Genomic DNA, 22,443 nt, shown 5'->3' on the forward strand with positions numbered 1-22,443 from the left:
AAAATCTTTTAAAGAAAAGACATGAGAAAAAGACAAGCGAAAAAAAGACCGCTTTTACCAGATCCACGATTTAATGATCAGTTAGTAACACGTTTTGTTAACATGATGATGTGGGACGGTAAGAAGTCAGTAGCTTTTAAAGTATTCTATGATGCAATGGATATTGTAGAAGCAAAAAAAGCTAGTGAAGAAAAAACAGCATTAGAAACTTGGAAAGATGCTTTATCAAATGTTATGCCTCACGTAGAAGTACGTAGTCGTAGAGTTGGTGGTGCAACATTCCAAATCCCAATGCAAATACGTCCAGACCGTAAAGTTTCTACGGCTATGAAATGGCTTATTAGCTATTCGCGTAAAAGAAATGAAAAATCAATGTCACAAAGACTTGCTTCAGAAATTTTAGCAGCAGCTAAAGAAGAAGGAGCAGCTGTTAAGAAAAGAGTTGACACTCATAAAATGGCAGAGGCAAACAAAGCGTTCTCTCACTTTAGATTTTAATAGGAAATGGCAAGAGATTTAAAATATACAAGAAATATAGGAATTGCGGCTCACATTGATGCTGGTAAAACAACAACAACAGAGCGTGTTCTTTATTATACTGGAGTATCTCACAAAATAGGTGAAGTGCATGATGGTGCAGCAACTATGGACTGGATGGAGCAAGAGCAAGAGCGTGGTATCACTATCACATCTGCTGCTACAACATGCGAATGGGTATTTCCAAGAGAAAATGGTGTTCCGACTGATGATTCACATAGTTACCATTTTAATATTATTGACACTCCTGGTCACGTTGATTTTACGGTTGAAGTAAACCGTTCATTACGTGTATTAGATGGTTTAGTGTTTCTTTTTAGTGCAGTTGATGGTGTTGAGCCACAATCTGAAACTAACTGGAGATTAGCTGATAACTATAAAGTGCCAAGAATTGGTTTTGTGAATAAAATGGACCGCCAAGGATCTGATTTCATGATGGTTAATAGACAGGTTAAAGAAATGTTGGGTTCTAATGCAGTGCCTATCGTTTTACCAATTGGTGAAGAAATTGATTTTAAAGGTGTAGTAGATTTAGTAAAGAACAGAGCTATTATTTGGCATGATGAGACACAAGGATCTACTTTTGACATCATTGAAATTCCTGAAGAATTAAAAGCTGAAGCTAAACAATACAGGGCATTACTTATTGAAGAAGTTGCTGGATATGATGAAAATCTTCTTGAAAAATTCATGGAAGATGAAGATTCAATTACAGAAGATGAAATTCATGCTGCTCTTAGAGCTGCAGTTATGGATATGTCAATTATCCCTATGATTTGTGGTTCTTCATTTAAAAATAAAGGAGTACAGTTCTTATTAGATGCTGTTTGTCGTTATTTGCCTTCTCCAATGGATAAAGAAGGTATTATAGGTACAAACCCAGATACTGAAAAAGAAGAAATCCGTAAGCCAAGTGTTAATGAGCCATTTGCTGCATTGGCATTTAAAATTGCTACCGATCCTTTTGTTGGTCGTTTAGCATTCTTCCGTGCTTATTCAGGTCGTTTAGACGCAGGTTCTTATGTGTTGAACAATCGTTCAGGAAATAAAGAACGTATTTCACGTATCTATCAGATGCACGCTAACAAACAAAATGCTATTGATTTTATTGAAGCAGGAGATATTGGTGCAGCTGTTGGATTTAAAGATATTAAAACAGGAGATACATTAACATCAGAAAAACATCCTATCGTTTTAGAAAGTATGAATTTCCCTGATCCAGTAATTGGTATCGCTATTGAGCCTAAAACTAAGGCTGATGTAGATAAGTTAGGAATGTCATTAGCTAAATTAGCTGAAGAAGATCCAACTTTCCAAGTGCGTACTGATGAGGCTAGTGGTCAAACTATTATATCAGGTATGGGTGAGCTTCACTTAGATATTATTGTAGACCGTTTAAGACGTGAGTTTAAGGTTGAAGTAAATCAAGGAAAACCACAAGTTGAATACAAAGAGGCTATTACAAAACTTGCACAACATAGAGAAGTTTACAAAAAACAATCTGGTGGACGTGGTAAATTTGCTGATATTGTTTTCAAACTTGAACCAGCTAGTGAAGGAAAAGTAGGTTTAGAATTCGTTAATGAAGTAAAAGGTGGTAACGTTCCTAAAGAATATATCCCTTCTGTTGAAAAAGGATTCAGACAAGCTATGGCTAATGGTCCATTAGCAGGATTCGAGGTTGATGCTATGAAAGTTACGCTTTTAGATGGGTCTTTCCATGCGGTGGATTCGGATGCACTATCTTTTGAATTGGCTGCTAAATTAGGTTTCAAAGCAGTTGCAAAACAAGCTGGAGCAGTAATTTTAGAACCAATCATGAAACTTGAAGTTATTACTCCTGAAGAAAATATGGGTGATATAGTAGGTGACTTAAACCGTCGTCGTGGTCAAGTTAATGATATGGGAGATAGAGCAGGTGCAAAAACTATTAAAGCTGAAGTGCCACTTTCTGAAATGTTTGGTTATGTAACTACATTAAGAACATTATCTTCTGGTCGTGCAACATCAACTATGGAATTTTCACATTATGCTGAAACACCTTCAAATATTTCTGAAGAGGTTATAAAAGAAGCAAAAGGTTTACAATCATAAAAAGTTAAGAAAATGAGTCAAAAAATCAGAATAAAATTAAAGTCTTACGATCATAACTTAGTAGACAAGTCTGCCGATAAGATTGTAAAAACTGTAAAAAGTACAGGTGCAGTTGTAACGGGTCCAATTCCATTACCAACTCACAAGAAAATTTTCACAGTATTGCGTTCTCCGCACGTAAATAAAAAAGCAAGAGAACAATTTCAATTAAGTTCTTACAAAAGACTTCTTGATATTTATAGCTCTTCATCAAAAACAATTGATGCTTTGATGAAACTAGAATTACCAAGTGGTGTAGAAGTAGAAATTAAAGTATAGTTAATACAACAAGGTAATTTCCTTGGAAACATGTCCTAAGCTGCGAGCGAAGGAAAAACGGTAAAAATACATTCAGGGTTGAACGTATTTCGACCCTGAATTTTTTAAATAAGTAAGTAATAAATTAAATAAATAATTATGTCTGGGTTAATTGGAAAAAAAATCGGTATGACCAGCATTTTCGACAGTAACGGGAAAAACATTCCTTGTACAGTAATCGAAGCTGGACCATGTATCGTTACCCAAGTCAGAACTGAAGAAATTGATGGCTACAAAGCTGTTCAATTAGGTTTCGATGACGCGACAGAAAAAAGTGCTACTAAAGCTGATCAAGGTCACGCTAAAAAAGCAGGAACTTCTGTTAAACGCAAAATCGTAGAATTTCAAGGTTTTGATAAGGAGTACAAGTTAGGTGATGCAATCACCGTTGAGCACTTTTTAGAAGGTGAATTTGTTGATGTATCAGGTATATCAAAAGGAAAAGGTTTTCAAGGCGTTGTAAAACGTCATGGTTTCGGTGGTGTAGGTCAAGCTACTCACGGTCAGCATAACCGTTTAAGAGCACCAGGTTCTGTAGGAGCTTCTTCTTACCCTTCAAGAGTATTCAAAGGAATGCGTATGGCAGGAAGAATGGGTGGAGAAAAAGTAAAAGTTGAAAATTTAAGAGTTTTAAAAGTAGTTGCTGAAAAGAACTTACTTGTTGTTAAAGGTTGTGTGCCTGGGCATAAAAACGCTTATGTAATTATTAGAAAATAATGAAAGTAGCAGTTTTAGATATAAACGGAAAAGACACAGGAAGAAAAGCAGAGCTTTCTCAAGATGTGTTTGCTATTGAGCCTAATAATCACGCTGTATATTTGGATGTTAAACAATATTTAGCAAATCAAAGACAAGGAACTCATAAATCTAAAGAAAGAAATGAGATTTCTGGAAGTACACGTAAGATTAAAAAACAAAAAGGAACTGGTACAGCAAGAGCAGGTAGCATTAAGTCTGGAGTTTTTAAAGGAGGAGGTCGCATGTTCGGTCCAAGACCAAGAAGCTACAGTTTTAAACTTAACAAAAGCTTAAAGCGTTTAGCGCGTAAATCAGCCTTAAGTATTAAAGCAGGAGAAAAGTCAATCGTAGTATTAGAAGACTTTAATTTTGATGCTCCAAAAACCCAAAATTTTACTGCGGTTTTAAAAGCTTTAAACTTAGAAAACAAAAAATCTCTCTTTGTGTTGGGAGCGTCAAATAATAATGTATATTTGTCGTCACGCAATTTAAAAGGGTCTGAAGTCATAACTAATTCAGAATTAAGCACTTACAAGATTTTAAATGCAAATCAAATTGTGCTTTTAGAGAGCTCTTTAGAAGGAATTGAATCGAATTTAAGTAAATAAGAAACAGATGAGTATCTTAATTAAACCTATAATCACAGAAAAAGCGACAGCTAATAGCGAAGTTAATAACTGCTATTCTTTCGCAGTTGATACAAAGGCGAACAAGGTGGAAATTAAAAAAGCAGTTGAGGCTGCTTATGGTGTTTCTGTTGAAAAAGTTCGTACTATAAATGTCCGTCCAGAAAGAAGAACCCGTTACACAAAAACAGGTATTCAACATGGTAAAACAAATGCTGTTAAAAAGGCAATTGTACAACTGGCGGAAGGTGAAATGATTGATTTATACAGTAACATGTAATTAAAGACTAATGTCAGTAAGAAAATTAAAACCAATCACACCAGGACAGCGATTTAGAGTAGTAAATGGATTTGACGCCATCACTACTGATAAGCCGGAGAAAAGTTTAATTGCTCCGCATAAAAAGTCTGGTGGTAGAAACAGTCAAGGAAAAATGACCATGCGCTACATAGGTGGTGGTCATAAAAAGAAGTATCGTATCATTGATTTCAAAAGAAACAAAGCAGGAATTCCTGCTGAAGTTAAATCAATTGAATACGATCCAAACAGAACAGCTTTTATCGCATTATTAAATTATCAAGACGGCGAAAAAAGATATATCATTGCTCAAAACGGTTTACAAGTAGGTCAAACTGTAGTTTCAGGAGAAAATATTGCTCCAGAAATTGGAAACGCAATGCCTTTAAGTCAAATTCCTTTAGGAACTATTATTTCTTGTGTAGAGTTAAGACCGGGCCAAGGAGCTATTATGGCTCGTAGTGCTGGAGCTTTTGCTCAATTAATGGCAAGAGATGGTAAATTTGCAACAATCAAATTGCCTTCTGGTGAAACAAGATTGATACTTGTTAATTGTTTAGCTACTATTGGAGTTGTTTCAAACTCAGATCATCAATTGTTAGTATCTGGTAAAGCAGGTAGAACAAGATGGTTAGGTAGAAGACCAAGAACTAGAGCAGTAGTAATGAACCCAGTTGACCATCCAATGGGTGGTGGTGAAGGTAAATCTTCAGGAGGACATCCACGTTCTAGAAATGGTATCCCAGCTAAAGGATATAGAACTCGTTCTAAAAAGAATGCAAGTAATAAATATATTGTAGAACGTAGAAAGAAATAAGACATGGCAAGATCATTAAAAAAAGGACCTTACGTTCATTATAAATTAGAGAAAAAAGTAGCTGTAAATGTTGAAGCTAACAAAAAAACAGTCATCAAAACCTGGTCTAGAGCTAGTATGATTACTCCAGATTTTGTTGGACAAACAATAGCTGTTCACAATGGACGTCAATTTGTACCAGTGTATGTAACTGAAAACATGGTAGGTCATAAATTAGGAGAGTTTTCACCAACAAGATCATTTAGAGGTCATGCAGGTGCTAAAAATAAAGGTAAAAAATAGTAAGCAATGGGAAGTCGTAAAAAACAAATGGCAGACACTATTAAGGAAGAGAAAAAGCAAGTTGCTTTTGCTAAACTTAACAATTGTCCTACATCACCAAGAAAAATGCGTTTAGTAGCCGATTTAGTAAGAGGTGAACGCGTAGAAAAAGCGCTTAGTATTTTGAAATTCAATCAAAAAGAAGCTTCTAGTAAATTAGAGAAATTGTTGTTATCAGCAATTGCTAACTGGCAATCTAAAAACGAAGAAGCAAGTATTGAAGATGCTGAATTAATAGTAACAGAGATTAGAGTTGACGGTGGCGCAATGTTAAAAAGATTACGTCCAGCACCTCAAGGTCGCGCACACAGAATTAGAAAACGTTCTAACCACGTAACATTGGTAGTTGGAGCTAACAATAACACACAAAGCTAAGATAGAAGTATGGGACAAAAAACAAATCCAATCGGAAATCGCTTAGGTATTATCAGAGGATGGGAATCTAACTGGTACGGAGGTAATGATTATGGAGATAAGCTTGCCGAAGACGATAAAATTAGAAAATACGTACACGTACGTTTATCTAAAGCTAGTGTATCAAGAGTAATTATTGAAAGAACTTTAAAGCTTGTAACCGTTACTATCACAACGGCTCGCCCAGGTATCATTATTGGTAAAGGCGGTCAAGAGGTAGACAAGTTAAAAGAAGAACTTAAAAAAATTACCGGTAAAGAAGTTCAGATTAACATTTTTGAAATTAAAAGACCTGAACTAGACGCATTTTTAGTAGCATCAAGTATCGCTCGTCAAATTGAAAACAGAATTTCATACAGACGTGCAATAAAAATGGCAATTGCAGCTACTATGCGTATGAATGCAGAAGGAATAAAAGTTCAAATTAGTGGCCGTTTAAATGGTGCTGAAATGGCACGTAGTGAACACTACAAAGAAGGACGTATTCCATTATCAACCTTTAGAGCCGATATTGACTATGCTTTAGTTGAAGCGCACACTACTTATGGTAGATTGGGTGTAAAAGTATGGATCATGAAAGGTGAAGTATACGGAAAAAGAGAACTTTCTCCACTTGTTGGAATGACCAAGAAGCAAGGAAAAAGTGGAGCAACATCAAATGCAGGTCGTCCTGCAAATGGTCCCGCTAAACCTCGTCGTAGAAAGTAATTTTTTATAAAGTAAAGAAAAATGTTACAGCCTAAAAGAACAAAATTTCGTAAAATGCAAACAGGACGTATGAAGGGGATCTCTCAAAGAGGGCATCAACTTTCAAACGGTACTTTTGGTATAAAATCGATCGATTCAAGTTTTTTAACATCACGTCAAATAGAAGCTGCGCGTATTGCTGCTACACGTTACATGAAAAGAGAAGGGCAACTTTGGATTAAAATATTTCCAGATAAGCCAATTACAAAGAAACCTCTTGAAGTACGTATGGGTAAAGGTAAAGGTGCCGTTGAATATTGGGTAGCTGTTGTAAAACCAGGAAGAATTTTATTTGAAGTTGGAGGAGTGCCTTTAGATATCGCAAAAGAAGCGTTACGTTTGGCTGCACAAAAACTTCCTGTTAAAACTAAGTTTTTAATCGCTAGAGATTACGAAGCATAATTTATTTGATATCATGAAACAATCAGAGATTAAAGAATTATCTGTAACTGAGTTACAAGAGAAACTTAGTGAAACAAAAAAGAGTTATTCAGACCTAAAATTAGCTCATGCAATATCTCCTTTAGAAAATCCAATTCAGTTACGTAATGTAAGACGTACTGTAGCTAGAATTGCGACAGAATTAACTAAAAGAGAATTACAATAATTCTGCTATAAGATGGAAACAAGAAATTTAAGAAAAGAACGTATAGGAGTTGTTACTAGTAACAAAATGCAAAAGTCTATTGTAGTTGCAGAGGTTAAAAAAGTAAAACACCCTATGTATGGTAAGTTCGTGTTAAAAACAAAAAAATATGTTGCACACGACGAAACAAACGATTGTAACATTGGAGATACAGTAAGGATCATGGAAACAAGACCTTTAAGTAAATCTAAATGTTGGAGATTAGTTGAAATAATTGAAAGAGCTAAATAATTATGTTACAGCAAGAATCAAGATTAAAAGTAGCAGATAACACTGGAGCAAAGGAAGTTTTAACTATCCGTGTTCTAGGTGGTACTAAAAGAAGATACGCTTCTGTTGGAGACAAAATAGTTGTTTCTATTAAAGATGCAACACCAAACGGTAACGTTAAAAAAGGTGCTGTTTCAACTGCAGTTGTAGTACGTACTACAAAAGAGGTAAGAAGACCAGACGGATCTTATATCAGATTTGATGATAATGCATGTGTGCTTTTAAATGCTCAAGGTGAGATGAGAGGAACACGCGTTTTTGGTCCTGTTGCTAGAGAACTTCGTGATAAACAATTCATGAAAATTGTATCATTAGCACCTGAAGTGCTTTAATGAATTATAAGATGACAAAGCTTAAAATAAAATCAGGAGATACTGTAAAAGTAATTGCCGGAGACCATAAAGGTTCTGAAGGTAAAGTACAAAAAGTATTGTTAGATAAGAATAAAGCGATCGTTGAAGGTATAAACGTGGTTAAGAAACATACTAAACCAAGCGCAAAAAACCCTCAAGGTGGAATCGTTGAAAAAGAAGCACCTATTCATATTTCTAACTTATCGTTGTTAACTGCAAAAGGTGAAACAACAAGAGTTGGATTTAAAATTGAAGGTGATAAGAAAGTAAGATTTTCTAAAAAATCTAATGAAGTAATTTAGTTATGGCATATATACCTAGACTTAAAGAAGAGTATAAAAGCAAAGTAATTGCTGCTCTTACAGACGAATTTGGATATAAAAATGTAATGCAAGTTCCTAAACTTAAAAAGATAGTAATATCTAAAGGAGTTGGAGCTGCAGTTGCAGACAAAAAGTTAGTTGACTACGCTGTAGAAGAATTAACTACTATATCAGGACAAAAAGCTGTTGCAACAATCTCTAAAAAAGACGTTGCATCATTTAAATTACGTAAAGGAATGCCAATTGGTGCGAAAGTAACTTTACGCGGTGAAAGAATGTATGAGTTTTTAGATCGTTTAGTTACTTCAGCCTTACCACGAGTAAGAGATTTTAACGGAATAAAAGCAACTGGTTTTGATGGAAGAGGTAACTACAATTTAGGAGTTACTGAACAAATTATATTTCCAGAGATTAATATTGATAAAGTTAATAAAATCTCAGGTATGGATATTACATTTGTAACTTCTGCAGAAACAGATAAAGAAGCAAAATCATTATTAACTGAATTAGGATTACCTTTTCAAAAGAACTAAGTTATGGCTAAAGAATCAATGAAAGCCCGTGAGGTAAAAAGAGCTAAAACAGTAGCTAAATATGCTGAAAAACGTAAAGCTTTAAAAGAAGCTGGAGATTATGAAGCATTACAAAAGTTACCAAAAAATGCTTCTCCTATTCGCATGCATAATAGATGTAAATTAACTGGAAGACCAAAAGGATATATTAGAGATTTTGGAATTTCACGTGTTACCTTCAGAGAAATGGCCAATCAAGGCCTTATCCCTGGAGTAAGAAAAGCAAGTTGGTAATATTATTTTAATAATCAGATTTAAGGTTCAACAAGAGGTTGAAAACCAAAATCACAAAATCAATTCATTATGTATACAGATCCAATAGCGGATTATTTAACAAGAATTAGAAACGCAGTGCGTGCTAACCACAGAGTGGTTGAGATTCCTGCTTCTAATTTGAAAAAAGACATTACAAAAATATTATTCGAACAAGGATATATTTTAAGCTACAAGTTCGACGATTCTTCTGTACAAGGAACAATTAAAATTGCTCTTAAATACAATAAAGAAACAAAAGAACCTGTAATTAAGAAAATTGAAAGAATAAGTAAACCAGGTTTACGTAAATACGCAAGTTCAAAAGAATTACCTAGAATTCTTAATGGTCTTGGAATTGCCATCGTTTCTACTTCTCACGGAGTAATGACTGGTAAACAAGCAAAAAGAGACAATGTAGGTGGTGAAATTTTGTGTTACGTTTACTAAAAAGATAAGACATGTCAAGAATAGGTAATAACCCAGTAGTAATTCCACAAGGAGTTACAGTTGATATAAAGGACGGAATAGTTACAGTAAAAGGAAAATTAGGAGAATTATCTCAAAATTTTGACTCTGTAGATATTAAAGTTGAAGATGGCAATGTTTTAGTAACGCGTTCTTCTGATACAAAAGACCAAAAAGCAAAACATGGTCTTTACAGATCATTAATGCTAAACATGATTCATGGTGTATCTAAAGGATGGACTAAAGAATTAGAGTTAGTAGGTGTAGGATATAGAGCTAGTAACCAAGGACAAACCCTTGAATTAGCTTTAGGTTTTTCTCATAATATTGTAATGAGTTTAGCTCCAGAAGTTAAAGTTGAAGCGGTAAATGAGAAAGGTAAAAATCCAATCATTAAATTAACGTCACATGACAAACAACTTGTAGGTCAAATAGCTGCTAAAATCCGTGATTTTAGAAGACCAGAACCTTACAAAGGAAAAGGTATTAAGTTTGTTGGTGAAGTATTAAGAAGAAAAGCAGGTAAATCAGCTTAATAAGTAAGTTATGGCATTGACAAAATACGAAAGAAGAATAAGAATTAAAAGCAGGATTCGTAAAATAGTTTCTGGAACAGAAGCTAGACCAAGATTAACTGTTTTTAGAAGTAATAAAGAAATTTATGCTCAAATAGTTGATGATGTTACTGGTAAAACTATCAGTGCAGCATCTTCAAGAGATAAAGATATTAGTTCTGTTAAAGCAAATAAAACAGAAGTAGCTACATTAGTAGGGAAAGCTGTTGCAGAAAAAGCTTTAAAAGCAGGTGTAGAAACCATCGCTTTTGATAGAGGTGGATATTTATATCATGGTAGAGTAAAATCACTAGCTGATGGAGCTAGAGAAGCAGGACTTAAATTCTAAGAAATTATGTATCGTAAATACAAAAGCGCAGAGTTAGTAAAACCAGGTGGATTAGATCTTAAAGATCGTTTAGTTGGTGTACAAAGAGTTACAAAAGTAACAAAAGGTGGTAGAGCATTTGGTTTTTCAGCAATTGTAGTAGTTGGTGATGAAGCTGGTGTTGTAGGACAAGGTTTAGGAAAATCAAAAGACGTAGCAAGTGCAATTGCAAAAGCTATTGAAGATGCTAAGAAAAACCTAGTAAGAATTCCTATTAAAAAAGGAACTTTACCACATGAGCAAAAAGGTAAATATGGTGGAGCAAGAGTAAATATTATTCCTGCAGCTGCCGGTACTGGAGTTATTGCTGGTGGAGCTGTTAGAACGGTTCTTGAAGCAGTTGGAGTTCATGATGTATTGTCAAAATCTCAAGGATCTTCAAACCCTCATAATGTTGTAAAAGCTACGTTTGATGCTTTACTTCAATTAAGAGATGCTAAAACAATAGCTAAAGATAGAGGTATTTCACTTGAAAAAGTTTTTAACGCATAATCACGATAGAGATGGCAAAAATTAAAGTAACAAAAGTTAAAAGCGCAATCAATCGTACTTTAAGACAAAAAAGAATTTTAGAATCTTTAGGTCTTAGAAAGATTGGTCAAGTAGTAGAGCACGAAGCTACATCAAGTATTCTTGGTATGGTAAATAAAGTAAATCACTTAGTTTCTGTAGAAGAAATTAAATAATAATAATACTGAAATGGATTTAAGTAATTTAAAACCTGCAGAAGGTTCAGTTAAAAATCAAGGGAAAAGAGTAGGTCGTGGTCAAGGATCTGGTAAAGGTGGTACAGCCGCTAGAGGTCACAAAGGAGCTAAATCTCGTTCTGGATATTCTAAGAAAATTGGTTTTGAAGGTGGTCAAATGCCACTTCAAAGACGTGTTCCTAAATTTGGTTTCACAAACATAAACCGTAAGGAATATCAAGGAATCAATTTAGATACTCTACAACTTTTGGTTGATGATAAGAAAATTAAAGATACAGTAGATTTAGATACATTATTCACAAACGGATTGACTACCAAAAACGATTTGGTTAAAATCATGGGAAGAGGTGAACTAAAAGCTAAATTAAAAGTATCAGCTCATAAGTTTACTGCTACAGCAAAAGCTGCAATAGAAGCTGCGGGTGGAGAAGCTGTAACTTTATAAGATCTTATTAAGAATATGAAATTTATAGAATCAATAAAAAATGTTTGGAAAATAGAGGAACTGAGAAACCGTATCATTCTTACACTTGGAATGCTTTTAGTGTATAGATTTGGTGCTCATGTAACTATTCCAGGTATTGATGCCGCACAGTTAGAGGGACTTAACTCAAGTACAAGTACAGGTATATTAGGTTTGCTTAGTGCATTCACTGGTGGTGCCTTATCTAGAGCTTCTGTTTTTGCATTGGGTATTATGCCATACATTTCAGCTTCTATTGTTGTTCAATTAATGGGAATAGCCATTCCATATTTACAAAAACTTCAAAAAGAAGGAGCAAGCGGTCAAAAGAAAATAAATCAGATTACACGTTGGTTAACCATAGCAATCTGTTTATTGCAAGCTCCAGGTTATTTGGCAAGTTTACCTGCTTTAGGTGTGCCACAAAGTGCCTTTTTATTAGGAACAGGGTTTACATTTTATTTTTCATCAGTAGCTATTTTAGTAACAGGTTGTATTTTTGCTATGTGGTTAGGTGAAAAAATTACTGATAAAGGGATTGGTAATGGTATTTCACTATTAATTATGGTGGGTATTATTGCTAGAATGCCAGCTGCATTTATTCAAAATGCTGCTAACCGATTAGAAGGTAATAACGTAATGCTTATTCTTTTTGAGTTAGTTATTTGGTTTGTTATCATTTTAGCTGCAATATTATTAGTAATGGCGGTTAGAAAAATAGCTGTTCAATACGCAAGAAGAACTGCATCTGGAAGCTATGAAAAAAATGTGATGGCAGGATCTAGACAGTATATTCCTTTAAAGTTGAATGCTGCTGGGGTAATGCCAATTATATTTGCTCAAGCAATTATGTTTGTTCCTGGATTAATCGGTCGTTCTTCTTTTCTTAAAGAAACTGCTACCGGAGCTTGGTTACAAACTAATTATGCAGATATTTTTGGGTTGGTATATAATATTACTTTCGCTTTATTAATAATAGTATTCACATATTTTTATACAGCGATTACTGTTCCAACAAACAAAATGGCTGACGATTTAAAACGTAGCGGAGGTTTTATTCCAGGTATTAGACCAGGTTCTGAAACTTCTGAATATTTAGATAAAATAATGTCGCAGATTACTTTGCCAGGATCTATATTTTTAGCACTTATAGCTGTGTTCCCAGCATTAATAGTTAAAATTATGGGTGTACAACAAGGTTGGGCGCTATTTTTTGGTGGAACTTCACTAATTATTTTAGTAGGTGTTGCCATTGATACTATGCAACAAGTAAATTCTTATTTGTTAAATAGACATTATGATGGCTTGATGAAAACTGGTAAAAATAGAAAAGCAATAGCTTAATACCATGGCAAAACAAGCAGCAATAGAACAAGACGGAACCATTATAGAAGCATTATCAAATGCCATGTTTCGTGTTGAATTAGAAAATGGTCATATTGTGACTGCGCATATCTCTGGTAAGATGCGTATGCATTACATTAAATTATTACCAGGAGATAAAGTAAAATTAGAAATGAGTCCTTATGATTTATCTAAGGCTAGAATAACTTATAGATACTAATACGATGAAATCGTGAGATTACATCTGACAGTAAAAAACAACTAATAAGAAACAGATGAAAGTAAGAGCATCAGTTAAAAAGAGAAGTGCAGATTGTATAATCGTGCGCAGAAAAGGTAGACTTTACGTAATTAACAAAAAGAATCCTAGATTCAAACAAAGACAAGGGTAGTTATGGCAAGAATTGCAGGTGTAGACATACCAAAAAACAAAAGAGGAGTTATCTCTTTAACTTATATCTATGGAATAGGTAGAAGTAGAGCAAAAGAAATTTTAGCAGCAGCTAAAGTTGATGAAAGCATTAAAGTGCAAGATTGGACAGACGATCAGATTGGAAACATTCGTGAGGCTGTATCTTCCTTTACAATTGAAGGTGAATTACGTTCAGAAACACAATTGAACATTAAGCGATTAATGGATATTGGCTGTTACAGAGGTATTCGTCATAGAGCTGGTCTTCCGTTAAGAGGACAACGTACAAAAAACAACTCTAGAACAAGAAAAGGTAGAAGAAAAACAGTTGCTAACAAGAAAAAAGCAACTAAATAATAATTAGTAATATGGCAAAGGCAAGTACTAAAAAACGTAAAGTTATTGTAGATTCTGTTGGTGAAGCACATGTTACTGCTTCTTTCAATAACATCATTATTTCACTTACCAACAAAAAAGGAGACGTTATTTCATGGTCTTCTGCTGGTAAAATGGGATTTAGAGGTTCTAAGAAAAACACACCTTATGCGGCTCAGTTGGCTGCAGAAGATGCTTCAAAAGTAGCTCAAGAAGCTGGTTTAAAGAAGGTAAAAGTGTACGTTAAAGGTCCAGGAAATGGTAGAGAATCTGCTATTCGTTCAATCCACAATGCTGGTATAGAAGTAACTGAAATCATTGATGTTACTCCACTTCCACATAATGGTTGTAGACCTCCAAAACGTAGAAGAGTTTAAGTTTAAACTGAAATTTTCAGTTAGCAATAATTATTTAACAAGTATCAACGGGAGATCAACGTTTATCGAAGGATAAGATTAAGACCTTAATTCATAAACACTCTCAAAACTAAATTTTAAAAATGGCAAGATATACTGGTCCTAAAACTAAAATAGCTCGTAAATTTGGCGAAGCTATATTTGGAGAAGATAAGTCTTTTGAAAAAAGAAATTATCCTCCAGGTCAACATGGTGCAAACAAGCGTCGTGGAAAAAAATCTGAATATGCAATCCAATTAATGGAAAAACAAAAAGCAAAATATACTTATGGTGTATTAGAGCGTCAATTCAGAAACATGTTTAAACGTGCAAGAGCTGCTCAAGGAATTACAGGTGAAGTTCTTTTACAACTATGTGAGTCTAGATTAGACAATGTGGTGTTCAGAATGGGTATTGCTCCTTCTCGTAGTGGTGCAAGACAATTAGTGTCTCACAGACATATTACTGTTAACGGAGAAGTTGTTAATATACCATCTTACTCTTTAAATGCTGGAGATGTAGTTGCTGTAAGAGAAAAATCAAAATCACTTGATGCTATTGATAGATCTTTATCAAATTCAAGTCACGTTTACGAATGGATTACATGGAACAATGAAACTAAACAAGGAACTTATGTAAGCATTCCTTCTAGAATTCAAATTCCAGAAAGCATTAATGAGCAATTCATCGTCGAATTATATTCTAAATAATAAATTAACAACATTGGTATTTAGCCAAAGGGTTTATTCGTCCTTCTTCAAACTTATAAACCGCGCAACTAAGTAACAATTAAAAAGAAGAAAAATAGTATGGCAGTATTTAATTTTCAAAAGCCCGACAAAGTAATCATGATTGATTCTACAGATTTTGAAGGGAAATTCGAATTTCGTCCTTTAGAACCTGGGTATGGATTAACAGTAGGAAATGCTTTAAGAAGAGTTTTATTGTCTTCTTTAGAAGGATTTGCTATTACATCGGTTAGAATTGAAGGTGTGGACCATGAATTTTCTGCAATTTCTGGTGTAGTAGAAGATGTTACAGAAATCATTTTAAATTTAAAACAAGCACGTTTTAAAAGACAAATAGAAGATATAGACAATGAGTCTATTTCTATTTCAATTTCTGGACAAGAACAAATCACAGCGGGTGATTTCCAAAAATTCATTTCTGGATTTCAAGTTTTAAATTCAGAATTAGTAATCTGTAATTTAGACCCAAAAGTGAGTTTAAATATGGAAATTACTATTGAAAAAGGTAGAGGATATGTTCCTGCTGAAGAAAACAACAAACCTTCTGCTCCAATAGGAACTATTTTTACAGATTCAATTTATACGCCTATAAAAAATGTTAAGTATAGTATTGAAAACTATCGTGTTGAACAAAAAACTGATTATGAAAAATTAGTTTTTGAAATCATTACTGATGGATCAATTACGCCTCAAGATGCTTTAACAGAAGCTGCTAAAACATTAATTCACCACTTTATGTTGTTTTCTGATGAGAGAATAACTTTAGAAGCTGATGAAATTGCACAAACTGAAACTTATGATGAAGAATCTCTTCATATGAGACAGTTGCTTAAAACTAAGTTAATTGATATGGATTTATCTGTTCGTGCATTAAATTGTTTAAAAGCTGCAGAAGTTGACACATTAGGAGACTTAGTATCTTTCAATAAAAATGACTTAATGAAGTTCCGTAATTTCGGTAAAAAATCTTTAACAGAGCTTGAAGAGCTTGTAATAGTAAAAGGTTTAAACTTTGGAATGGATTTAAGCAAATATAAATTAGATAAAGATTAATTACTTCATAATTTGCTCCTCAATAGTGGGTTGAAGCAAGATGAAGTTTAAAAACAAATGTCATGAGACACGGAAAAAAAGTTAACCATTTAAGTAGAAAAACAGCTCATAGAAAATCAATGTTGGCTAATATGGCTTGTTCATTAATTGAACACAAACGTATTAATACAACAGTTGCTAAAGCAAAAGCTTTAAAACAATTTGTTGAGCCAATGATTACTAAATCTAAAGAAGATACTACACACAACAGACGTCTTGTTTTTAGTAGTTTAAGACAAAAAGAAGCTGTAGCTGAATTGTTTAGAGATGTAGCTGCTAAAGTTGGTGATAGACCAGGAGGTTATACAAGAATTATTAAACTTGGAAATCGTTTAGGAGATAATGCTGATATGGCTATGATAGAACTTGTTGATTACAATGAAATCTACAACGCAGACAAAGCTAAAAAGAAAACAACTCGTAGAAGTAGAAGAGGTGGTACTAAAACAGAAGCCCCAGCTGCTCCAGTTGTTGAAACTCCAGCTTCAAATGAAGAAGAATAAATGTTATAAACATTCATAAAATTTAAGGATAAACTTTTTAGTTTATCCTTTTTTTTGCAATTTTGCCAAACCTTTCGAAAAAAATGAAATACCAAAAAAGACAAATAGCTATTATTTTACTGGCAGATGGAACTATTTTTTATGGAAAATCTGTAGGAAACAAACAAGGAACAGCCTTTGGAGAAGTTTGTTTCAATACCGGAATGACCGGATATCAAGAAATTTTTACCGACCCTTCTTATTTTGGTCAGCTAATGGTTACCACCAATGCTCATATTGGAAATTATGGAACCAATGTTGACGAAGTAGAATCAGATTCAATTAAAATCGCCGGTTTAATATGCAAAAATTTTAGTTATGATTATTCTCGTGACGCAGCAGATCAATCTTTAGAAGATTTCCTTAATACTAATAATTTATTTGCAATTTCAGATGTAGATACAAGAGCATTGGTTAGTTATATAAGAGATCATGGTGCTATGAATGCTGTTATAACTACAGAAATTGATGATGTTGAGAAATTAAAAATGCAATTAGCAGATGTGCCTAGTATGAATGGTTTAGAACTTGCATCAAAAGTATCTACAAAAGAACCTTATTATTTTGGAAACGAGAATGCAACTTATAAAATTTCTGCACTGGATATTGGTATAAAAAAGAACATCTTACGCAACTTGGCTAAACGTGATGCTTATATAAAAGTGTTTCCATATAATGCAACTTTTGAAGAGTTGCAGGCCTTTAATCCAGATGGATACTTTTTATCAAATGGCCCAGGTGATCCAGAACCATTAGTTGAAGCACAAGCTCTAGCAAAAGAAATAATTAAAAGAGATTTACCTCTTTTTGGAATTTGTTTAGGACATCAGGTTATAGCCTTGGCAAATGGGGTTTCAACCTATAAAATGCACAATGGACATAGAGGAATTAATCATCCTATTAAAAATTTAAAAACAGGTAAAGGTGAAATTACTTCACAAAACCACGGTTTTGCTGTTAATAGAGAAGAAGCCGAATCACATCCAGATTTAGAAATTACCCATGTTCATTTAAATGATAATACGGTTGCTGGTTTAGCAATGAAGTCTAAAAACTGTTTTTCAGTCCAATACCATCCAGAAGCTAGTCCTGGTCCTCATGATTCGTCTTATCTTTTCGACCAGTTTATTGAAAATATTAAAATAAAATAAATAAAAACCTCAGATATGTATTTAATGTTTGAGGTTTTTATTTTACTAAAACGTTATAGACAAGAATTTCTGTAATTCTTTAAAAACAAGTGAATTAAAACAAGATTAAACCGTAAATTTGAATAATAAAAGTTTTTAAATAAAAGTACTTATGAGTATAATAATTAATATCCATGCTAGACAAATTTTAGATTCTAGAGGAAATCCTACTATTGAAGTAGATGTTGTAACTGAAAATGATGTTTTAGGAAGAGCGGCAGTTCCGTCTGGGGCTTCTACAGGAGAACATGAAGCTGTTGAATTAAGAGATGGCGGAAAAGCCTATATGGGAAAAGGTGTTTTAAAAGCTGTAGATAATGTAAATTCTATAATTGCACAAGAACTGCTAGGTGTTTCTGTTTTTGAACAAAACTTAATCGATCAAATGATGATTGATTTAGATGGTACACCAAACAAATCAAAATTAGGCGCTAATGCTATTTTAGGAGTGTCTTTAGCAGTTGCTAAAGCAGCAGCAGCAGAGTTAAATATGCCATTATATCGTTATGTTGGTGGTGTTTCTGCCAATACACTTCCAGTACCAATGATGAATATTATAAATGGAGGCTCACATAGTGACGCTCCTATTGCTTTTCAGGAGTTTATGATTATGCCAGTAAAAGCGAAAAACTTTACTCATGCTATGCAAATGGGAACTGAGATTTTCCATAACCTAAAAAAAGTATTACATGATAGAGGATTAAGTACTGCTGTAGGTGATGAAGGAGGTTTTGCACCAACTTTAGCAGGAGGAACTGAAGATGCTTTAGATTCTATTAAGTTAGCTGTAGAAAATGCAGGTTATACTTTTGGTGGAGATGTCATGATTGCTTTAGACTGTGCTTCTGCTGAGTTTTATGTAGATGGAAAATACGATTATACTAAGTTTGAAGGTGATAAAGGAAAAATTAGAACCAGTGCAGAACAAGCTGATTATTTAGCTGAATTAGTTTCTAAATATCCAATTATTTCTATTGAAGACGGTATGGATGAAAATGACTGGGCAGGATGGAAATTATTAACCGATAAAATTGGTGGTAAAGTTCAATTAGTTGGTGACGATTTATTTGTTACTAATGTAAAACGTTTATCTCGTGGTATTGAAGAAGGAATTGCCAATTCAATTTTAGTAAAAGTTAATCAAATTGGATCTTTAACTGAAACTATTGCTGCTGTAAATATGGCAAAAAATGCAGGGTATACTTCTGTAATGTCTCATAGGTCAGGTGAAACTGAAGATAATACTATTGCAGATTTAGCAGTAGCTTTAAATTGTGGTCAAATTAAAACAGGTTCTGCATCACGTAGTGACCGTATGGCTAAATACAATCAATTACTTCGTATTGAAGAAGAATTAGGAGAAACAGCTTATTTTCCACAAGAAAAAGCATTTAAGGTTAAATAAACCTTGAACAAAATATTTTAGAAAAGCCAAATTCTTATGAATTTGGCTTTTTTTATGCCTTAAAAGCAACCCATTCATTTGTAACAATTGATACATATCTGATATTTAGTGACATAAGTCATTTTTTTTCTGGTTATTAAATAATAAATTTATAAACCTACACTTCATGCTAAACAAATTAAACTAATGATATGAACAATTTAAAAGACAAATTATATAGTAAAATTCTAGAGCATAGGCCCAGAACAGAAAGACTACTAAAGGAACACGGAGATGAAATTATTGATCAAGTTTCGGTTTCTCAAATAATAGGTGGAATGAGAGGGATTAAAAGTCTAATAACAGATATTTCCTATTTAGATCCTTTTGAAGGAATTCGTTATAGAGGTTATACATTGCCTGAGGTTTTAGAAAAATTACCAAAACCGGAAAATGCGGAGATGCCTTACGTAGAAGGGTTATATTATTTGCTGTTAACAGGTGAAATCCCCACAAAAGATGAGGTTGAGTCTTTAGTAGTGGATTTTAAAAATCGTAGAGTAGTTCCAAGATATGTATGGGATGTTATTGATGCATTTCCAAGTAATAGTCACCCTATGGCTATTTTATCTGCAGCTGTAATGAGTCTGGAAAGAGAGTCTCATTTTAGTAGTAATTATAAAAAAGGAATGAGTAAGATGGATTATTGGAGCTGTACTTATGAAGATGCTACCAATCTACTTGCTAAAATGCCATTAATTGGAGCTTACATCTATAATAAATTATATCATCCGGAACACGGTCATCGTTTCCCCGATCCATCTTTAGATTTAGGAGCTAATTTTGCTTATATGATGGGTAAAGATAAGCCTTACGATGATGTTTCAAGAATGTATTTTATTATTCATGCAGATCACGAGAGTGGTAATGTAAGTGCACATACTGGTCATTTAGTGGCAAGCTCTCTATCAGATGTTTATTATGCTACTTCAGCTATGATTAATGGATTGGCTGGTCCACTTCATGGATTGGCAAATCAAGAGGTCCTTAGATGGTTACAAGGATTAAAAGATCAAATGAATGGTAAAATACCAACAGAAGAAGAGATGAAAAACTATGTATGGGAAACTTTAAACAGTGGTCAGGTTATACCAGGCTATGGACATGCAGTTCTTCGTAAAACAGATCCAAGATATACTGTGCAAAGAGAATTTTGCTTAAAACACATGCCAGATGATCATTTATTTAAATACGTTGATGTTTTGTATAAAGTAGTTCCAGATATTTTAAGAGAACAAGGTAAAGCCAAAAACCCATGGCCAAATGTAGATGCACAATCAGGTGTTGTACAATGGCATTATGGGGTTACTGAATATGACTTTTATACTGCTTTGTTTGCAATAGGCAGATCTTTTGGGGTTTTATCTAATATAATTTGGGATAGAGCTTTAGGATATTCACTTGAAAGACCAAAATCAATAACAACTGAAATGTTAGAAAAAATGGTTGAAACTAAAAATCAAATGGCATTATCAAATTAGATTATTGTAAAAAAAGTATTTAAATTTTTAAATAAAAATAACAAAAGCGTTTATTTCTAATAAATGCTTTTTTTTGTATAACAAATTACCAATAATTGTATATTCTTAACCAAAATGTAGTAGTAATTTTTGTAAATTAGCATACCACAAAAAAAAATTAAACTTTATTATTTATGTCAGAAAAAGCCACTTTAGAAGTAAACGGTAGAAAATATGAATTTCCATTAAAAACAGGAACAGAAGATGAAGTTGCTATTGATATTAGTAATCTTAGAAGTGAAACAGGTGGAGTAATAACTTTAGATTCTGGATTTAAAAATACAGGCTCTTGTGAAAGTGCCATTACATTTTTAGATGGAGAAAAAGGAATTTTAAGATATAGAGGATATTCTATTGAAGAGTTAGCTGAAAAAGCAGATTTTTTAGAAGTAGCATACCTTCTAATTTTTGGTGAACTTCCAACAAAAGCACAACGCGATAAATTTCATGCCGATATTAAAGCGCAATCAGTTGTTGATGAGGACGTAAAAAAGATTTTAGATGCATTTCCAAAGTCCGCTCATCCAATGGGAGTTTTATCATCACTTACAAGTGCTTTAACTGCTTTCAATCCATCTTCAGTAAATGTAAATTCTGAAGAAGATATGTATAAAGCTATTGTTAAAATAATGGGCAAATTTCCAGTTTTGGTAGCTTGGACACACCGAAAAAAACAAGGCTTACCTTTAGATTATGGAGATAAAAATCTTGGTTATGTTGAGAATGTTTTAAAAATGATGTTCAGGCAACCTAATGAAGATTATGTTCAAAACAGAATTTTAGTTGATGCATTGGATAAACTTTTAATTCTACATGCCGATCATGAACAAAACTGTTCTACTTCTACAGTAAGAATAGTTGGTTCTTCTCATGCAGGTTTATTTGCCTCTTTATCTGCAGGAATTTCAGCACTTTGGGGGCCACTTCACGGAGGTGCAAATCAAGCAGTTTTAGAAATGCTCGAAGCTATTAAACTTGATGGAGGAGATACCAAAAAGTATATGGCAAAAGCCAAAGATAAAGACGACCCTTTCCGTTTAATGGGATTTGGACACAGAGTTTATAAAAACTTCGATCCACGTGCAAGAATCATTAAAAAAGCTGCCGATGAAGTATTGGATGATTTAGGAATTGAAGATCCAATATTAGATATAGCAAAAGGTTTAGAAAAAGAAGCTTTAAGTGATCCTTTTTTTGTAGACCGTAAGTTATATCCTAATGTCGATTTTTATTCTGGAATAATTTACAGAGCAATGGGAATACCAACAGATATGTTTACCGTTATGTTTGCTCTAGGACGTTTACCAGGTTGGATTGCTCAATGGAGAGAAATGCGCTTAGGAAAAGAACCAATTGGAAGACCAAGACAATTATATACCGGGGCAACCCAACGGTCTTTCGTTACGGTTGATGAAAGATAAAAAAATCTAAATTC

Annotated in this window: 35 protein-coding genes; all 35 read left to right on the forward strand. The window is 33.6% G+C overall.

Annotated elements, in window-relative coordinates; all coding sequences use genetic code 11:
• Positions 1–21 precede the first annotated feature (21 nt).
• Positions 22–498: a 30S ribosomal protein S7 gene (gene rpsG, locus V8G69_RS08620; RefSeq protein WP_394881431.1), complete on the forward strand. Its 477-nt coding sequence runs from the start codon at positions 22–24 to the stop codon at positions 496–498.
• A 6-nt stretch (positions 499–504) separates the two neighbouring features.
• Positions 505–2,631 (forward strand): elongation factor G, encoded by a 2,127-nt coding sequence (fusA, locus tag V8G69_RS08625; protein WP_394881432.1) that lies wholly within the window; start codon positions 505–507, stop codon positions 2,629–2,631.
• 12 nt (positions 2,632–2,643) lie between these two features.
• Complete coding sequence (rpsJ, locus tag V8G69_RS08630; protein ID WP_100610637.1) at positions 2,644–2,949, forward strand: 30S ribosomal protein S10; 306 nt, start codon at positions 2,644–2,646, stop codon at positions 2,947–2,949.
• Positions 2,950–3,087: 138 nt separating this feature from the next.
• Positions 3,088–3,705 (forward strand): 50S ribosomal protein L3, encoded by a 618-nt coding sequence (rplC, locus tag V8G69_RS08635; RefSeq protein WP_394881433.1) that lies wholly within the window; start codon positions 3,088–3,090, stop codon positions 3,703–3,705.
• On the forward strand, positions 3,705–4,334 hold the full coding sequence (gene rplD / locus V8G69_RS08640) for a 50S ribosomal protein L4 (protein ID WP_394881434.1): 630 nt from the start codon (positions 3,705–3,707) through the stop codon (positions 4,332–4,334). Before rplC ends, rplD begins: the two co-directional genes overlap by 1 nt.
• Before the next feature lie 7 nt (positions 4,335–4,341).
• Entirely contained in the window at positions 4,342–4,632 is a 291-nt protein-coding gene (gene rplW, locus V8G69_RS08645) for a 50S ribosomal protein L23 (RefSeq protein WP_394881435.1), read from the forward strand.
• A gap of 10 nt (positions 4,633–4,642) precedes the next feature.
• Entirely contained in the window at positions 4,643–5,467 is an 825-nt protein-coding gene (gene rplB, locus V8G69_RS08650) for a 50S ribosomal protein L2 (protein WP_394881436.1), read from the forward strand.
• 3 nt (positions 5,468–5,470) lie between these two features.
• Positions 5,471–5,749, forward strand: a complete 279-nt coding sequence (gene rpsS / locus V8G69_RS08655) for a 30S ribosomal protein S19 (protein WP_044399704.1) — start codon at positions 5,471–5,473, stop codon at positions 5,747–5,749.
• Between the two features lie 6 nt (positions 5,750–5,755).
• On the forward strand, positions 5,756–6,163 hold the full coding sequence (rplV, locus tag V8G69_RS08660; RefSeq protein ID WP_394881437.1) for a 50S ribosomal protein L22: 408 nt from the start codon (positions 5,756–5,758) through the stop codon (positions 6,161–6,163).
• A 9-nt stretch (positions 6,164–6,172) separates the two neighbouring features.
• Entirely contained in the window at positions 6,173–6,910 is a 738-nt protein-coding gene (gene rpsC, locus V8G69_RS08665; RefSeq protein ID WP_394881438.1) for a 30S ribosomal protein S3, read from the forward strand.
• Positions 6,911–6,931: 21 nt separating this feature from the next.
• A complete protein-coding gene (gene rplP, locus V8G69_RS08670; RefSeq protein ID WP_100610629.1) occupies positions 6,932–7,351 on the forward strand; it encodes a 50S ribosomal protein L16 in 420 nt (139 codons plus the stop codon).
• Positions 7,352–7,364: 13 nt separating this feature from the next.
• A complete protein-coding gene (gene rpmC / locus V8G69_RS08675) occupies positions 7,365–7,556 on the forward strand; it encodes a 50S ribosomal protein L29 (protein ID WP_394881439.1) in 192 nt (63 codons plus the stop codon).
• A 12-nt stretch (positions 7,557–7,568) separates the two neighbouring features.
• A complete protein-coding gene (gene rpsQ / locus V8G69_RS08680) occupies positions 7,569–7,826 on the forward strand; it encodes a 30S ribosomal protein S17 (protein ID WP_117172447.1) in 258 nt (85 codons plus the stop codon).
• Positions 7,827–7,828: 2 nt separating this feature from the next.
• Complete coding sequence (gene rplN / locus V8G69_RS08685; protein ID WP_394881440.1) at positions 7,829–8,197, forward strand: 50S ribosomal protein L14; 369 nt, start codon at positions 7,829–7,831, stop codon at positions 8,195–8,197.
• Positions 8,198–8,208: 11 nt separating this feature from the next.
• A complete protein-coding gene (rplX, locus tag V8G69_RS08690; protein WP_394881441.1) occupies positions 8,209–8,520 on the forward strand; it encodes a 50S ribosomal protein L24 in 312 nt (103 codons plus the stop codon).
• Between the two features lie 2 nt (positions 8,521–8,522).
• Positions 8,523–9,074 carry a 50S ribosomal protein L5 gene (gene rplE, locus V8G69_RS08695; protein WP_394881442.1) on the forward strand — a complete coding sequence of 184 codons (552 nt, stop codon included), beginning with the start codon at positions 8,523–8,525 and terminating at the stop codon, positions 9,072–9,074.
• 3 nt (positions 9,075–9,077) lie between these two features.
• Entirely contained in the window at positions 9,078–9,347 is a 270-nt protein-coding gene (rpsN, locus tag V8G69_RS08700; protein ID WP_394881443.1) for a 30S ribosomal protein S14, read from the forward strand.
• A gap of 69 nt (positions 9,348–9,416) precedes the next feature.
• Positions 9,417–9,815, forward strand: coding sequence for a 30S ribosomal protein S8 (rpsH, locus tag V8G69_RS08705; RefSeq protein ID WP_157207451.1), 399 nt, complete (start codon positions 9,417–9,419; stop codon positions 9,813–9,815).
• A gap of 11 nt (positions 9,816–9,826) precedes the next feature.
• Positions 9,827–10,369, forward strand: coding sequence for a 50S ribosomal protein L6 (gene rplF, locus V8G69_RS08710; RefSeq protein ID WP_394881444.1), 543 nt, complete (start codon positions 9,827–9,829; stop codon positions 10,367–10,369).
• 10 nt (positions 10,370–10,379) lie between these two features.
• Positions 10,380–10,736, forward strand: a complete 357-nt coding sequence (rplR, locus tag V8G69_RS08715) for a 50S ribosomal protein L18 (protein ID WP_394881445.1) — start codon at positions 10,380–10,382, stop codon at positions 10,734–10,736.
• A gap of 6 nt (positions 10,737–10,742) precedes the next feature.
• The gene (gene rpsE, locus V8G69_RS08720) at positions 10,743–11,267 is read left to right on the forward strand and encodes a 30S ribosomal protein S5 (protein ID WP_394881446.1); all 525 of its coding nucleotides are present in this window, start codon (positions 10,743–10,745) and stop codon (positions 11,265–11,267) included.
• A gap of 11 nt (positions 11,268–11,278) precedes the next feature.
• Positions 11,279–11,461, forward strand: coding sequence for a 50S ribosomal protein L30 (gene rpmD, locus V8G69_RS08725; RefSeq protein WP_394881447.1), 183 nt, complete (start codon positions 11,279–11,281; stop codon positions 11,459–11,461).
• A gap of 13 nt (positions 11,462–11,474) precedes the next feature.
• Complete coding sequence (rplO, locus tag V8G69_RS08730; protein ID WP_394881448.1) at positions 11,475–11,927, forward strand: 50S ribosomal protein L15; 453 nt, start codon at positions 11,475–11,477, stop codon at positions 11,925–11,927.
• Positions 11,928–11,942: 15 nt separating this feature from the next.
• A complete protein-coding gene (secY, locus tag V8G69_RS08735) occupies positions 11,943–13,289 on the forward strand; it encodes a preprotein translocase subunit SecY (protein ID WP_394881449.1) in 1,347 nt (448 codons plus the stop codon).
• A gap of 4 nt (positions 13,290–13,293) precedes the next feature.
• Positions 13,294–13,509, forward strand: coding sequence for a translation initiation factor IF-1 (infA, locus tag V8G69_RS08740; RefSeq protein WP_028289261.1), 216 nt, complete (start codon positions 13,294–13,296; stop codon positions 13,507–13,509).
• A 55-nt stretch (positions 13,510–13,564) separates the two neighbouring features.
• Positions 13,565–13,681 carry a type B 50S ribosomal protein L36 gene (gene ykgO, locus V8G69_RS08745; RefSeq protein WP_074961360.1) on the forward strand — a complete coding sequence of 39 codons (117 nt, stop codon included), beginning with the start codon at positions 13,565–13,567 and terminating at the stop codon, positions 13,679–13,681.
• Between the two features lie 2 nt (positions 13,682–13,683).
• Positions 13,684–14,058, forward strand: coding sequence for a 30S ribosomal protein S13 (gene rpsM / locus V8G69_RS08750; RefSeq protein WP_394881450.1), 375 nt, complete (start codon positions 13,684–13,686; stop codon positions 14,056–14,058).
• Between the two features lie 11 nt (positions 14,059–14,069).
• Positions 14,070–14,453, forward strand: coding sequence for a 30S ribosomal protein S11 (rpsK, locus tag V8G69_RS08755; RefSeq protein ID WP_331632774.1), 384 nt, complete (start codon positions 14,070–14,072; stop codon positions 14,451–14,453).
• Between the two features lie 122 nt (positions 14,454–14,575).
• Complete coding sequence (rpsD, locus tag V8G69_RS08760; protein ID WP_394881451.1) at positions 14,576–15,181, forward strand: 30S ribosomal protein S4; 606 nt, start codon at positions 14,576–14,578, stop codon at positions 15,179–15,181.
• 99 nt (positions 15,182–15,280) lie between these two features.
• Positions 15,281–16,273 carry a DNA-directed RNA polymerase subunit alpha gene (locus V8G69_RS08765; protein ID WP_394881452.1) on the forward strand — a complete coding sequence of 331 codons (993 nt, stop codon included), beginning with the start codon at positions 15,281–15,283 and terminating at the stop codon, positions 16,271–16,273.
• A gap of 62 nt (positions 16,274–16,335) precedes the next feature.
• Positions 16,336–16,815 (forward strand): 50S ribosomal protein L17, encoded by a 480-nt coding sequence (gene rplQ / locus V8G69_RS08770; RefSeq protein ID WP_394881453.1) that lies wholly within the window; start codon positions 16,336–16,338, stop codon positions 16,813–16,815.
• An 83-nt stretch (positions 16,816–16,898) separates the two neighbouring features.
• Positions 16,899–18,005, forward strand: coding sequence for a glutamine-hydrolyzing carbamoyl-phosphate synthase small subunit (gene carA / locus V8G69_RS08775; protein ID WP_394881454.1), 1,107 nt, complete (start codon positions 16,899–16,901; stop codon positions 18,003–18,005).
• 151 nt (positions 18,006–18,156) lie between these two features.
• Positions 18,157–19,449 carry a phosphopyruvate hydratase gene (gene eno / locus V8G69_RS08780; protein WP_394881455.1) on the forward strand — a complete coding sequence of 431 codons (1,293 nt, stop codon included), beginning with the start codon at positions 18,157–18,159 and terminating at the stop codon, positions 19,447–19,449.
• Between the two features lie 191 nt (positions 19,450–19,640).
• Positions 19,641–20,969: a citrate (Si)-synthase gene (locus tag V8G69_RS08785; protein ID WP_394881456.1), complete on the forward strand. Its 1,329-nt coding sequence runs from the start codon at positions 19,641–19,643 to the stop codon at positions 20,967–20,969.
• 173 nt (positions 20,970–21,142) lie between these two features.
• Positions 21,143–22,429, forward strand: coding sequence for a citrate synthase (locus V8G69_RS08790; protein WP_394881457.1), 1,287 nt, complete (start codon positions 21,143–21,145; stop codon positions 22,427–22,429).
• Positions 22,430–22,443: the final 14 nt, after the last annotated feature.

The organism is Gaetbulibacter sp. M235, assembly GCF_043876835.1.
GTDB lineage: Bacteria > Bacteroidota > Bacteroidia > Flavobacteriales > Flavobacteriaceae > Yeosuana.

Bases quoted from the DNA above. Each gene is read 5' to 3' on its own strand.
- rpsG (WP_394881431.1), top strand. From the start codon at position 22: ATGAGAAAAAGACAAGCGAAAAAAAGACCGCTTTTACCAGATCCACGA.
- fusA (WP_394881432.1), top strand. From the start codon at position 505: ATGGCAAGAGATTTAAAATATACAAGAAATATAGGAATTGCGGCTCAC.
- rpsJ (WP_100610637.1), top strand. From the start codon at position 2,644: ATGAGTCAAAAAATCAGAATAAAATTAAAGTCTTACGATCATAACTTA.
- rplC (WP_394881433.1), top strand. From the start codon at position 3,088: ATGTCTGGGTTAATTGGAAAAAAAATCGGTATGACCAGCATTTTCGAC.
- rplD (WP_394881434.1), top strand. From the start codon at position 3,705: ATGAAAGTAGCAGTTTTAGATATAAACGGAAAAGACACAGGAAGAAAA.
- rplW (WP_394881435.1), top strand. From the start codon at position 4,342: ATGAGTATCTTAATTAAACCTATAATCACAGAAAAAGCGACAGCTAAT.
- rplB (WP_394881436.1), top strand. From the start codon at position 4,643: ATGTCAGTAAGAAAATTAAAACCAATCACACCAGGACAGCGATTTAGA.
- rpsS (WP_044399704.1), top strand. From the start codon at position 5,471: ATGGCAAGATCATTAAAAAAAGGACCTTACGTTCATTATAAATTAGAG.
- rplV (WP_394881437.1), top strand. From the start codon at position 5,756: ATGGGAAGTCGTAAAAAACAAATGGCAGACACTATTAAGGAAGAGAAA.
- rpsC (WP_394881438.1), top strand. From the start codon at position 6,173: ATGGGACAAAAAACAAATCCAATCGGAAATCGCTTAGGTATTATCAGA.
- rplP (WP_100610629.1), top strand. From the start codon at position 6,932: ATGTTACAGCCTAAAAGAACAAAATTTCGTAAAATGCAAACAGGACGT.
- rpmC (WP_394881439.1), top strand. From the start codon at position 7,365: ATGAAACAATCAGAGATTAAAGAATTATCTGTAACTGAGTTACAAGAG.
- rpsQ (WP_117172447.1), top strand. From the start codon at position 7,569: ATGGAAACAAGAAATTTAAGAAAAGAACGTATAGGAGTTGTTACTAGT.
- rplN (WP_394881440.1), top strand. From the start codon at position 7,829: ATGTTACAGCAAGAATCAAGATTAAAAGTAGCAGATAACACTGGAGCA.
- rplX (WP_394881441.1), top strand. From the start codon at position 8,209: ATGACAAAGCTTAAAATAAAATCAGGAGATACTGTAAAAGTAATTGCC.
- rplE (WP_394881442.1), top strand. From the start codon at position 8,523: ATGGCATATATACCTAGACTTAAAGAAGAGTATAAAAGCAAAGTAATT.
- rpsN (WP_394881443.1), top strand. From the start codon at position 9,078: ATGGCTAAAGAATCAATGAAAGCCCGTGAGGTAAAAAGAGCTAAAACA.
- rpsH (WP_157207451.1), top strand. From the start codon at position 9,417: ATGTATACAGATCCAATAGCGGATTATTTAACAAGAATTAGAAACGCA.
- rplF (WP_394881444.1), top strand. From the start codon at position 9,827: ATGTCAAGAATAGGTAATAACCCAGTAGTAATTCCACAAGGAGTTACA.
- rplR (WP_394881445.1), top strand. From the start codon at position 10,380: ATGGCATTGACAAAATACGAAAGAAGAATAAGAATTAAAAGCAGGATT.
- rpsE (WP_394881446.1), top strand. From the start codon at position 10,743: ATGTATCGTAAATACAAAAGCGCAGAGTTAGTAAAACCAGGTGGATTA.
- rpmD (WP_394881447.1), top strand. From the start codon at position 11,279: ATGGCAAAAATTAAAGTAACAAAAGTTAAAAGCGCAATCAATCGTACT.
- rplO (WP_394881448.1), top strand. From the start codon at position 11,475: ATGGATTTAAGTAATTTAAAACCTGCAGAAGGTTCAGTTAAAAATCAA.
- secY (WP_394881449.1), top strand. From the start codon at position 11,943: ATGAAATTTATAGAATCAATAAAAAATGTTTGGAAAATAGAGGAACTG.
- infA (WP_028289261.1), top strand. From the start codon at position 13,294: ATGGCAAAACAAGCAGCAATAGAACAAGACGGAACCATTATAGAAGCA.
- ykgO (WP_074961360.1), top strand. From the start codon at position 13,565: ATGAAAGTAAGAGCATCAGTTAAAAAGAGAAGTGCAGATTGTATAATC.
- rpsM (WP_394881450.1), top strand. From the start codon at position 13,684: ATGGCAAGAATTGCAGGTGTAGACATACCAAAAAACAAAAGAGGAGTT.
- rpsK (WP_331632774.1), top strand. From the start codon at position 14,070: ATGGCAAAGGCAAGTACTAAAAAACGTAAAGTTATTGTAGATTCTGTT.
- rpsD (WP_394881451.1), top strand. From the start codon at position 14,576: ATGGCAAGATATACTGGTCCTAAAACTAAAATAGCTCGTAAATTTGGC.
- V8G69_RS08765 (WP_394881452.1), top strand. From the start codon at position 15,281: ATGGCAGTATTTAATTTTCAAAAGCCCGACAAAGTAATCATGATTGAT.
- rplQ (WP_394881453.1), top strand. From the start codon at position 16,336: ATGAGACACGGAAAAAAAGTTAACCATTTAAGTAGAAAAACAGCTCAT.
- carA (WP_394881454.1), top strand. From the start codon at position 16,899: ATGAAATACCAAAAAAGACAAATAGCTATTATTTTACTGGCAGATGGA.
- eno (WP_394881455.1), top strand. From the start codon at position 18,157: ATGAGTATAATAATTAATATCCATGCTAGACAAATTTTAGATTCTAGA.
- V8G69_RS08785 (WP_394881456.1), top strand. From the start codon at position 19,641: ATGAACAATTTAAAAGACAAATTATATAGTAAAATTCTAGAGCATAGG.
- V8G69_RS08790 (WP_394881457.1), top strand. From the start codon at position 21,143: ATGTCAGAAAAAGCCACTTTAGAAGTAAACGGTAGAAAATATGAATTT.